Raw genomic sequence first — 11376 nt, forward strand, 5'->3', positions numbered from 1 at the left:
GTTAAGAATTATGACACAATTAAAGCCAGGAGATAAGGCTCCAGATTTTACCGCAAAAGATGAACAAGGAAATGATATTTCATTATCTGATTATAGAGGAAGAAAACTGGTATTGTTTTTTTACCCAAAGGCGAGTACACCTGGTTGCACGGTAGAGGCCTGTAACTTAAGTGATAATTATGAGCAGTTTAATGCGAAAGGATATGATATCTTGGGTGTAAGTGCCGATAGCCAAAGAAGACAATCTAATTTTAAAAGCAAATATAACTTCCCTTACCCTTTATTAGCTGATGAAGATAAAGCGGTTATTGAAGCCTATGGTGTTTGGGGGCCAAAAAAGTTTATGGGTCGAGAGTATGACGGCATTCACCGAACAACTTTTGTAATTGGTGAAAACGGAATTATTGAAGATGTAATTTTAAAAGTCAAAACAAAAGAGCACACGAGTCAAATTTTATAAAATTTGTATCTATAAAGTAGGAAATTCATTAATTATTTATGTAGTACATCGGATTAAAATGACGTTTTATCGACATTAAATTTGTTAAGTCAATGATTTTTAACTATTTTGCCGATTGAAATATTCATTTAAAACCCCAATCAAAATGAAAAACCTACTTAAAACCGCTACGGTTATGGCTTTGGCGCTTATTGTGTATAGCTGTGATTCTGAATCTATTACTGAAAATAGTTTTGAAGAAAATGTAAATAACGAGTTTTCAGATCAAAACTTATTTAATTGTGATGACGTTTCTTCCGTTATTAAATTTGTTAATCAGAGTAATATTCCAACAGATTTTGCTTTGTATACTGATGATGGAGAAATGATAACATTTGAATTGAGCATACAGCCTATGAATTCATCTGATTTAAAGTCATTTAATTCTGAATTATCTTTAGAAATTAATATTAGAAATGAAGAATTTTATGTTACAAGAACAGCTAAATTTGAAAGTTGTAGATTAATAACTATTGTTATTGACCAGCAAAATCAGTTAGAGATTATAGAAGCACAATTTTAGAATAGTCTAATAATAAAAAAGGTCTTTCGTTTTGAAAGACTTTTTTTATTAAAATATGGCAATTAATTTCTTAAAACTTCATCAGTTTCGTAGCCAAATAGGCATTTGTCCTCAATTATTTTTGCAACCCCTTCGGGCAACATAGTTTCCCAGCCGTCTTCACCTTCACTAATCATTTTTAGTACTGTTCTGGAGAAGATAGATAATGTGGATTCATCATAATCTGTAATATCAACAACTTTTCCGTTGTATTTAAAGAATTTATATAATTCTTTCATACGTGGGTGGACTTTTAAATTTTCGCTAGTAGTAAGTGTACCATCGTCATTCTGCATAGGGTATAAGTATACACGTAAATCCTTAAAGAAAAGCTTACCAAATGCTTCTAAAATACCACCGCTTAAGTGTCGGTAATACTTTTCATCGAAAATATCGACTAAATTGTTAACTCCCATGGCCAAGCCCATACGACTTTTGGTATATTGAGAAAAATACTCAACCAGTTTATAGTATTCTTGGAAATTTGAAATTAAAACGGTTTGTCCTAAAGAACACAGTAAACGCGCACGATCCATAAAATCTTGTTCGTCTATTTCGCCTTCAGCTCTTAAGTTAGAAAGGGTGATTTCAAAAACCACTTGCGTCTTGTCTTCATCTACCTTATTCTCTTTTATAAACATTTCGTATGATTTGTGGAACATATCCATGTTTACTTTGGTTACCGGTCTAAAACTACCACGCAAGGCTAAAATGTTTCTTTTGTATAATACACGGGCAGGTAGCACGTTATTACCGTCTGGAGAAAACATGACGGCATCTGTCATACCATTTTTAACTAACTGTAAACTCATTAATCGGTTATCAACTTCCTCAAATACAGGTCCAGAGAAATTAATGGTATCAATTTCTAATTGATCTTTATCTAAATGATCATATAAATAGCGTAATAGTTTTTTGGGCTCATTATACTTATAGAATGCGCCATAAATTAGGTTTGTACCAAGAATACCCAATGTTTCTTGTTGTAAGCGTGCATCATTTTCCTTAAAACGAAGGTGTAAAATAATTTCATTATAATCTTGATCGGCTTCAACCTGATAACGAATACCTACCCAACCATGACCTTTGAATTTTTTTGCAAAATCTATGGTTGTAACGGTATTGGCGTATGAAAAGAATAATTTGTGTGGATGTTTATCACGAATTAAACGTCTCTCAATTAAATCAATTTCATGGTCTAACATTTTAAGAAGACGCGCTTCTGTTACATAACGTCCATCATCTTCAATCCCATAAATGGCATCACTAAAGTCTTTATCGTATGCAGACATTGCTTTTGCAATTGTACCTGATGCACCTCCAGCACGAAAAAATTGGCGAACAGTTTCTTGACCTGCACCAATCTCGGCAAAGGTTCCATAAATGTTCTCATTAAGATTAATACGTAACGCTTTGGTTTTCAGCGAGGGAATATCATCAAACTCTCTATCTCCTTTTAAGCTAATTTCCATTGTAAATTGGGATTATTTCTTAAAGACAAAGGTATTAAATTACCATGTCAAACAAAAAAATAAGCTTATTTTTGTTTCAAACTTTGTAGTATTGAAAGTAACATTTTTAGGTACTGGCACATCACAGGGAATTCCCGTAATTGGAAGCACACATCCTGTTTGCTTAAGTTCTAATCCTAAAGATAAACGCTTGCGAGTTTCTGTTTTAATTGAATGGGATAATTATACGTATGTAATTGATTGCGGGCCAGATTTCAGGCAGCAAATGTTACGTGCTAATTGCCATAAAATTGATGGTATAATTTTTACTCACGAACATGCAGACCATACCGCTGGTATTGATGATATTAGGCCTTTCTTTTTTAGACAAGGCGATATTCCCATATATGCCCACAAACGCGTTTTGGGCGAGTTAGAGAGACGCTTTGACTATATTTTTGAAACCGAGAATAAATATCCTGGAGCACCAGGTGTTGTTAAAAATGAAGTAAAGAACGCATCTTTTGTATTGGGAAACCTACCTGTCATGCCTATAAATGGTATGCATTATAAACTTCAAGTATTTGGTTATAGATTTGGTGATTTTGCCTATTTAACAGACATGAAGACTATAGAAGATCATGAACTTAACAAATTACAGAACCTACAAGTTTTAGTTTTAAATGCGCTTCGCGAAGGAGAGCACATTTCACATTTTAATCTTAACGAGGCTTTAGATATTATTGAACGATTACAGCCCAAGAAGGCTTATTTAACGCATATTAGTCATTTATTGGGATTTCATGATGAGGTGCAACAAAAGCTTCCTGATAACGTTTATTTAGCCTACGATAACTTACAAATTACATTATAATGAAGAGTAGAATTTTTATGTACTTGTTTATTTTTTCAGTGTTATTAGTCATATTTCAATATGTAAACTCTAAAAATATATTGGATAGTTACGAATCTAGAATTGAAAAAAAAGAAGCTAAAATGCAAAAATATGCCGATACGATAAGCAATTTACGCGACAGAGTATTAACGCTATCTGAATTTTCAATTACTGAAAGTGAATCTGCTATGAGTTATTTTGAAGCTCGTGGTTATCGTGTTGATGAGTTAATTCCGTTTATTACCGATGAGTTGTACGAACTTAACATGCTGAAAGGTGAGGAGCATCCTTTGATTCCTTATGCTTCAATGACAGGAGGGAAGATGCTTATTAATTCGGTTCGTGTATTAAACCACAAATGGATTATTGCTAACTTCTCTGATGGTAAATATTGGGGTGAAATATTTTTAAAATATGAATTAACAGATGACGAACAGCTAAAGTTTAATTTAGTAGAGTCGTTTTTGTACCCAATTAATTAACCGTAAAATATTTAAATACTTGTTGTGTTTCTCCGCTTGGTAGAATACATTCCAATACAATTTGATAGAGGCCTTTATTATCAGATGTAAAAAAACTAATGGTAGTGTTTTCATTGCTGTTAATATTTGGAACCCATAATAGTTGCTTTCTGTAATCTGGTATACGCTCTAATGCAGGATTATTATCATAATTTGGCTGATAGTATTGCTTATTAGGTAATAGTGATGAGTACTCGACTAGTTTAGAAAAAGGGAGTTGTTCAATTTTAAAATCGCCATTATAAGTTTTAAATGAAATAATACCGTTGTAAAGGCTATTCCCATAAACATACTGTCCCGTTACAGTACTAATACTTTCAATATGAGAATTATTATAGTTTACAATGTCTAAATTATCTTGAATTAAAATACCATCAACCAAGATTAAAGGCTCTATGTGATTAAGATCTCTATTGTAATCTAAATTCACTAAATCTGGCACATTAAAAACAAAAATTGAATCCTGTTTTGTAAGTGATGCTGTATTGACGATCTCAACAAATGTTTCCCTAATGGTTTTAAATCGGGTATAATCGTCAAGATTAAAAATTGTCTCTATGGAGTTATAGAAATCTTTATTTCCTGTATTAGGAATTATACTATCAGCTTTAACAGCGAAATAGGCATTTTCTATTTGATGATTTACACTTTCTTGTTCTATCCAAGTTTTTAAATCACTATTGAGTTTTAAATCAGAGTACCCAAATTGATTGTAAAAATTAAATGTTTTATCCTGAAGGGTGATTGAGTATTCGTTTCTTTTTGAATCTTGAACTTGAACTGCCAAAGGTTTATTGCTATAATTACCTGTTATAATGAAGTGAAACACACCTTTGCTATTTGTTACAGCATTTTTATAAATAGCATCTTTTCCTGAAAACGATAATGAAACGGCTATATCATTAACTGGTTCATTATTAGGAGATTCTATATAACCAGAAATGATTTCGCCTCGTAGCTCTGGTAAGTAATGTTTTGCAGGTTCATATTGTATTTCATTTTTAATGGGAGGATTAATAATAGCAATAGAATCTACTTTTCTGACAGACAAGGTGTTAATTGAAGTTGTATTCGCACTTAATGCTATTTGAAGACTTACTTTTTCTCGACTTCCAAAGGTTGATTGATTCAATTTAAGGGAAGCAAAATTTTGAGCAACTTCATCAAGATGAATTATAGAGTCAGTTTTATTAATTTGAGTGATGTTTTGAGTATTGTTAACTCCATCAACATTTTTATTATCTGACAAAAATGGATTGATAATAAAAATATCTTTTTCTGCGTAGTTATCTTTTAAATTGTTTTGAGACCACAGAGTATAAGAGATAAGTTTATAATGCCCGCTTCTTATAGAACCTGGTATAAAAAAGTCACCAAAGGCAAAGCTATTGCTAACCTTAAGTTTATGTTTAAAAACACGATTGTTGTTGGCACCAACTAGTTCAACATAGGTGATTTTGCTAATGTTGCTAAATTGCGCATCCTTGTTGTTAAATAATATGGTTTTATAATATAAATACTCTCCAGCTAAAAACACATTGGAATTTGTTGTTAACAAGCTGGTTTCTTCAGGAATGGACTGTTTTAAAATGTTGTATTCCTTTGGACTAATTTGGCTAAACCCATATAGTGAAAAGGTTAAAAGGTATAGTATAATTAAGGTCTGTCTCATTTTTAGTCTTCCCAAAAATCGGGTCTTATGTTTGATGAAATGGATGTGCAATCACCACATTCGGGGTTTACAATATCATATATGGTTCCGCTATTATCAATACCTGATGCTAGTTTGTAATTATTGATGGTAATAAGTCTGTATAATGCGTTACGCTCATTTATATCACCATCACGAGCAGAATTATCATTGTAGTCAAGAGTCAACAAATCACATTCGTAAAAATAATCAGGTTGTGGTATGTCAAAATCAGTAAAGTTGAAATAAATCCGTTCAGAGGAAATGGTTGCGGCTTCAAAGTAACCTATTACCTTTTCAGAACTTTCACTACTTGGTTGAATGTTTCCTAATACATAACCTGGCTGTGTTTGCGATAGAATATTATTTAAGCTACCTAATTCATCAATGGTATTGTAATAGGTATATGCCTCTAGACTTTGTATGTATTGGTTAACTAAAATACTATAGCGCTCTAGTATTTTACTATCATTAATTGGTATAAAATTGACTTCAAATCTAGAAACATAATTGTTATTCAATTCGTTAGTAGTGGTTTGTATAATACCAACAGACCTTTCAGTTGAATAGCAAACACGTTCTTCTTGTTCGCGTTCAGTAACTACAATATCATATTCAATACCATTGGCATCTTGGGTTAAATTTGTTAGTTCAATGTCAAAATCAAAATGGTTGGGAGCAATCACTTTGTAGGTTTCTTCATAATCATATTTAAAGTAATTGGCTTCACCTGAAGTGTTATCACTATCTACAAAAATAGATATGCCTTGTTCGCCATTATCTTTTGTTGTTAATTCAGCATATAGATTTGAAATTTCTGATATTGGTGTTAATGTTACTTCAGAAGATTGATAGGTTTTACCATTTTGTGTTGTTATAAATAACTGATAAATTAAATCTTCTTCAGCTTGGAATTCTACATCAGAAACATAGATTCCTTCTTGATTTTGGGTGAACGCATAAATGTTGTTGTTACTATCATGTACTGTTACTTCAGCATTATTCTCTACTAAAGGCTCATTGTCTTCTAATTTATATGTGCGCGTTAACCTGACCTCTTGATTTTTTAGTTCATTTGTAATTACACTTTCAATAACTAATGCATCTAAAAACTCAATAGATTCTGGCTCAAAAGGTTCGCGGCAACTCATAATTACCATGAGTACTGATAAAAAAATTGAAATATGTTTGATTTTTGGCGACATTAGAATTTAAAATTATAGGTTATGGTAGGTATTGGAACTGCAAAAATTGAGGTTTGATATGCTTGTATTCTCCCTTCTTCATTAACGAAATATACGGAATACGGATTGTTTCTTCCCAAAACATTATAAACACTTATATTCCAAAAGCTATGGGCTAATTTTTTTATTTTATGATTGCCTTCAATATTAATACCTAAATCCAAACGGTAATAATCAGGAATTCTATATTGATTTCTATCACTATAAACAACTTGCTCTTCGTTTGCGATAACATATTTTCCAATAGGGTAGGTAATGGGTCTTCCTGTTTGGTAAGTGAAGTTTGCCGAAAAACTAAAACGATGGGTAAGCTTGTAGTTTAATACAGTTGTGAAATCATGGGGCTTGTCGTAGTTTGCAGGAAAGAAATCACCATTATTAACAGTTTCTTCATTTATTTTACTATCTAACTTTACAAATGACCTGGAATAACTGTATCCTAACCAACCATTAAACTTTCCTTTCTTCTTTTTTAATAAAAACTCAATCCCGTAGGCTTTACCTTCTCCTTGAAGTAGTTCTTGTTCCAAAAACTCATTTAAAATTAAATCAGCTCCAACTTTGTAATCAAGAATATCGGTCATTCTTTTGTAATATCCTTCTAAACTTATTTCAATATTTCCAGTATCAAAATTTTTGTAGAGCCCTAATGAAAATTGGTCGGCCTTTTGTGGTTTGGTATTAAAATCTGAAAGCTTCCAAGTGTCAATAGGAGATTCGGTTGTGTTGTTTGACAACAAATGAATATATTGAATAGTCTTGTTATAAGCGGCTTTTATGGATAATTCGGGAGCTAAAAAGTACCTTAAGGATAATCTGAATTCTGGTCCACCATAAGTTTTGGCAAAGGCATTGTTGCCATAGGTTTCCTGATCTATTATTGTTGATGGGTTTTTAGGCTTTCCTTCTTCATAAATATTTACGGTTGTTGGGCCTAATGAGGCATAAAAGGAATAACGCAAACCAAAATCCAGTAGTAGTTTGTCGGTCACTTCAAACAAATCAGCAATATAAATTGCAGACTCCAAACCTTTTTCCTTTTCAAGCGATTTGTATTCAATATCAGAATTGTTATCAGTAGGTTTAATGGTACCTGGGTTGATGTTATAGAGTTTACTGCTTATGCCGTACTTAAACTTATGCTTTTTACTATGGAAATAATCAAAGTTTAATTTTAATTGTGTTTCGTTTATTTTATAACCAAAATCAAAATTTCTATTGGCATCAGCTTCATAATCAATATTGTACTTATACTGACTATTTACCAAAATTAGCTCTGCTTTGTTTTTTTCATTAAAGGAATGGTCCCATTTTAATGAGGCCAGTCTATTATTGTATTTATAAATAGAATCTGAAGTTATACTAAACTTGTCATTACTATAATAAAAGGACGTTTGAATGGTGTTCTTTTCATTAAAACGGTGCTTGTATTTTACAATACCATCGTAAAATGAGGCTTCACTATTTTTTAAATTTTCATCGTCTATCGCTCGTAATATCCAATCGGAATATGTAGCTCTAAAGCCTGCAATAACTGATGATTTTTCTTTTATCACGGGAGTTTCAACAGATATGTTTGCAGTAACTGGACCTATAGAGCCTTCACCTGAAAATTTATTTATATTTCCATCTTTTGTTCTAATATCAAAAACAGATGATAAGCGACCACCATATTCAGCCGGAATACTGGCTTTATAAATATCTAAACTTCCTGTTGTAAAAGGGTTTAAAGCCGAAAAGAATCCTAAAAAGTGAGAAGGGCTGTAAATAACTGCATTATCCAATAATATCAGGTTTTGATCGGTTCGTCCGCCTCTTACATTAAAACCCGAAGCACCTTCACCAGCTGTTTTAACACCTGGCATAGTAGTTGCAATCTTTAATATATCTCTTTCGCCCAAAACAACAGGAATGTTTTTTAGTCCAGCAACATCTATAGTTGTTACACCAACTACTGCAGTTTTAACATTATCGTCTTTTTTGGCTTCTATTAGGACTTCATCCAGCTGCTCTGCACCTTCTAATACCTCAAAATTTAATGTGCCATTGCCATAAACAAGTACATTTTTTATAGTTGACTCATAGCCTAAAAGATTGGTTTCTATAACATTTATTCCAGCCGGAACCTCTAACGAAAAATAACCAGCACTATTGGTTGTTGTATAATTAGCTTTGTTATTGGTTGAAATAACCAAATTTTGAATGGGTTCGTTAGTACTTTCGTTTTTAACTATTCCCGTAATTGTATAGAACTCTTGTGAAGAATTTTCGTTTTGTTTGCCAATTGTTACAACGTCTCCTTTTATGTTGTTTGCTTCATATTCATTGTAAAAAACAGCAGATTTATCTTCTATAACGTTACTGTCCGTATTAAAATAATCATCAGGAAGAGTGTTATAAATATAGCTGTTGTTTGTAAGGATAACACGGTTTTGAGTAATATAGAAGTTAATAGATGATTCTTTAAAAACTCCTTTTAAAACTTGCTGTAATGGTGCATTGTCAAAACTTATGGTAATGGTTTGATCTTTTAGCCATTCATCTTGAAAGAAAAACGGGTAATTGGTTATCTGTTCTAATTGACTAACTGCCTCATTAAGCGGTGTGTCATTAAAACTTACGGTTATGGATTGGTTGGTCTGTGCGTATAAAAATTGACAAAACAAAACGCTAATTATGTAAAAACACCTCTTAATCATTTTGCTTATTTGTCTAATTCAGATTATTGATTAATTCAGAAAGCCTTGTAATAAATAAATCTGGGTTGCTTTTGTTCAATGATTTATTATTCTTGTAAAATGTATTAACAGCTTCCATTTTGTCTGGAAAAATTGATTTGAAATCTTTTTTTGATTTTATTGTAGCAATGGTTGTTCTATTGGTAACTATAAAGCTAGTTATAGGTTTAAATTCATAAATAACAGATTGCTCTTTAATTTTGTCTGTTTTCTTTTTGTCATGCTTTTTTAAAACAACAATATGTTCGCCTTCATATAGTAATTCTGCAAAGCCGGTAAAATCTTTAGAATTGATATAGTTGTTGATATTTACAAAACGTGAGTCATGAATTTTAAATTCTTGAACATCATTGGTAATGAATACCATATTAAAAAATTTCTTATCACCTTTTAGTTTGGTAATCAGAACACCTTCAAATAAATCATACTTTAAATTTAAATTGTAATAAGGCTGGTTGTTATATACAACATAACCATTAACAAACGTAAAATCTTTATAAAACCTATGGTTTTCTTTTGAAGAGCGAAACCTATCCACATAGCGCTTACCATTGTATAGTTCAGTGTTTTCAATACCTATTATGGAATCGAAAGCGACATAATAAACTTTTTCAGAATTAAGATTATTTGATTGAGAAAATCCAAATTGGAATAAGCCTAGCAAGAATAGGTAAACAATTAGGACAGATTTGTTATTAGGCATGGGTAAAGATTAGTCTGTATCAAAACTAATAAAATTCTTACAAAGCCCTGCCTTTAATTGTGTTAATTATTGTCTCAAAAGTATTATTGAGACTCAAATTTTATCAGCCAACCAATTCTTGAACTCATAAAAATTTTGAGGAGCAACGCCATGTCCTACTGGAAATTCAGAATATTTATGATTAATGTTTAGCGCTTCTAAAAACTGCGGAGCTTTTCTGGCCCAATCAACGGGAATCACTTGATCAACACTGCCATGGGAGCAGTAAAAATGTAGAGAGGAATAGTCTTTGCTTACTACATCAGCTGGTATAATATTTGGGTTGATGTATCCACTTAAGGCTACAATATTACTCACTGTTTCAGGGTAGGTTAGTGCTACAGCATAGCTTAATATTGTACCTTGGCTAAAGCCTAATAGCGTAACATTATTAGAATTAACAGGGTATTTTGTACAGGCATAGTTAATAAATCCTGCAATTTTATCACGAGATTCAATAGCTTGTTCGTCATTACTCCATTTTCCCTGATTTGTATCAAAATTTATGGCATACCATGCATTTCCAAAGGGCTGTAATGAATAAGGCGCACGTAACGAAATTATAAACAATTCTTCTGGCAATTCTGATGCAAACGAAAACAAGTCGTTTTCGTCACTCCCATAACCATGACACATAATCATTAATGGTGCGTTTTCCTTTAAACTTGAAGGTCTAGTAATATAGTATAAATCAGTATTCATTATTGGCCGATTCCTTTAAAGATTTTTTGAAAAAAATCACCAATAATAGGAACACTGTTTTCCTTTTTTGTAGCAGCTCCAATAATTCCGTAGATAAACAACACAAAAAAAACAATCCAAAAAGCATAGGTAATCATCCAGTTGTTAAAACCACTTATCACAAAGCCAAGAATCATGTAACTAACGCATAAACCAAGTCCTTGTCTGGAGTGAAATGCGACAAATGGATTCTTCATATCACTATTCATTATTATGGCAATTACAGCGCCTATTATAGTTAAATAGCTTACGATAGCCATGGTTTTTCCTTCTTCACGAATTTGATCTGTCAT

General features: G+C 32.0%; 11 protein-coding genes. 4 read left to right on the forward strand and 7 right to left on the reverse strand.

All coding sequences use genetic code 11. The features are described 5' to 3' along the window. Positions 1-10 precede the first annotated feature (10 nt). Complete coding sequence (bcp, locus tag K7G76_RS11225; protein ID WP_223034317.1) at positions 11-460, forward strand: thioredoxin-dependent thiol peroxidase; 450 nt, start codon at positions 11-13, stop codon at positions 458-460. Positions 461-605: 145 nt separating this feature from the next. Then, the gene (locus K7G76_RS11230; RefSeq protein ID WP_223034318.1) at positions 606-1022 is read left to right on the forward strand and encodes a hypothetical protein; all 417 of its coding nucleotides are present in this window, start codon (positions 606-608) and stop codon (positions 1020-1022) included. A gap of 62 nt (positions 1023-1084) precedes the next feature. Here K7G76_RS11230 and K7G76_RS11235 read toward each other — a convergent pair whose 3' ends face one another. Further along, positions 1085-2533 carry a TonB-dependent receptor gene (locus tag K7G76_RS11235; RefSeq protein ID WP_223034319.1) on the reverse strand — a complete coding sequence of 483 codons (1449 nt, stop codon included), beginning with the start codon at positions 2531-2533 and terminating at the stop codon, positions 1085-1087. 91 nt (positions 2534-2624) lie between these two features. Here K7G76_RS11235 and K7G76_RS11240 point away from each other — a divergent pair, with 91 nt between their 5' ends. Both K7G76_RS11240 and K7G76_RS11245 read left to right on the forward strand, forming a co-directional pair. Further along, positions 2625-3386, forward strand: a complete 762-nt coding sequence (locus K7G76_RS11240) for an MBL fold metallo-hydrolase (RefSeq protein ID WP_223034320.1) — start codon at positions 2625-2627, stop codon at positions 3384-3386. Then, positions 3386-3889: a hydrolase gene (locus tag K7G76_RS11245; protein WP_255573002.1), complete on the forward strand. Its 504-nt coding sequence runs from the start codon at positions 3386-3388 to the stop codon at positions 3887-3889. Before K7G76_RS11240 ends, K7G76_RS11245 begins: the two co-directional genes overlap by 1 nt. On the opposite strand, the gene K7G76_RS11250 is transcribed toward K7G76_RS11245, so the two are convergent. The 6 genes from K7G76_RS11250 to K7G76_RS11275 all read right to left on the reverse strand — a co-directional run bounded on the left by K7G76_RS11250 (position 3882) and on the right by K7G76_RS11275 (position 11376). Then, on the reverse strand, positions 3882-5600 hold the full coding sequence (locus K7G76_RS11250) for a hypothetical protein (RefSeq protein ID WP_223034321.1): 1719 nt from the start codon (positions 5598-5600) through the stop codon (positions 3882-3884). The genes K7G76_RS11245 and K7G76_RS11250 overlap by 8 nt on opposite strands. Positions 5601-5602: 2 nt before the next feature. Further along, positions 5603-6769: a DUF4249 domain-containing protein gene (locus K7G76_RS11255; RefSeq protein WP_223034322.1), complete on the reverse strand. Its 1167-nt coding sequence runs from the start codon at positions 6767-6769 to the stop codon at positions 5603-5605. A gap of 53 nt (positions 6770-6822) precedes the next feature. Beyond that, a complete protein-coding gene (locus K7G76_RS11260; RefSeq protein ID WP_223034323.1) occupies positions 6823-9561 on the reverse strand; it encodes a carboxypeptidase-like regulatory domain-containing protein in 2739 nt (912 codons plus the stop codon). A 13-nt stretch (positions 9562-9574) separates the two neighbouring features. After that, the gene (locus K7G76_RS11265; RefSeq protein WP_223034324.1) at positions 9575-10303 is read right to left on the reverse strand and encodes a hypothetical protein; all 729 of its coding nucleotides are present in this window, start codon (positions 10301-10303) and stop codon (positions 9575-9577) included. A 93-nt stretch (positions 10304-10396) separates the two neighbouring features. Next, complete coding sequence (locus K7G76_RS11270; protein WP_223034325.1) at positions 10397-11044, reverse strand: alpha/beta hydrolase; 648 nt, start codon at positions 11042-11044, stop codon at positions 10397-10399. Then, complete coding sequence (locus K7G76_RS11275; protein WP_223034326.1) at positions 11044-11376, reverse strand: DUF4870 domain-containing protein; 333 nt, start codon at positions 11374-11376, stop codon at positions 11044-11046. The genes K7G76_RS11270 and K7G76_RS11275 overlap by 1 nt, the downstream gene beginning before the upstream one ends.

It is taken from the genome of Hanstruepera marina (assembly GCF_019880635.1).
Lineage (GTDB): Bacteria > Bacteroidota > Bacteroidia > Flavobacteriales > Flavobacteriaceae > Hanstruepera > Hanstruepera marina.

Bases quoted from the DNA above. Each gene is read 5' to 3' on its own strand.
- bcp (WP_223034317.1), top strand. From the start codon at position 11: ATGACACAATTAAAGCCAGGAGATAAGGCTCCAGATTTTACCGCAAAA.
- K7G76_RS11230 (WP_223034318.1), top strand. From the start codon at position 606: ATGAAAAACCTACTTAAAACCGCTACGGTTATGGCTTTGGCGCTTATT.
- K7G76_RS11235 (WP_223034319.1), bottom strand. From the start codon at position 2,533: ATGGAAATTAGCTTAAAAGGAGATAGAGAGTTTGATGATATTCCCTCG.
- K7G76_RS11245 (WP_255573002.1), top strand. From the start codon at position 3,386: ATGAAGAGTAGAATTTTTATGTACTTGTTTATTTTTTCAGTGTTATTA.
- K7G76_RS11250 (WP_223034321.1), bottom strand. From the start codon at position 5,600: ATGAGACAGACCTTAATTATACTATACCTTTTAACCTTTTCACTATAT.
- K7G76_RS11255 (WP_223034322.1), bottom strand. From the start codon at position 6,769: ATGAGTTGCCGCGAACCTTTTGAGCCAGAATCTATTGAGTTTTTAGAT.
- K7G76_RS11260 (WP_223034323.1), bottom strand. From the start codon at position 9,561: ATGATTAAGAGGTGTTTTTACATAATTAGCGTTTTGTTTTGTCAATTT.
- K7G76_RS11265 (WP_223034324.1), bottom strand. From the start codon at position 10,303: ATGCCTAATAACAAATCTGTCCTAATTGTTTACCTATTCTTGCTAGGC.
- K7G76_RS11270 (WP_223034325.1), bottom strand. From the start codon at position 11,044: ATGAATACTGATTTATACTATATTACTAGACCTTCAAGTTTAAAGGAA.
- K7G76_RS11275 (WP_223034326.1), bottom strand. From the start codon at position 11,376: ATGACAGATCAAATTCGTGAAGAAGGAAAAACCATGGCTATCGTAAGC.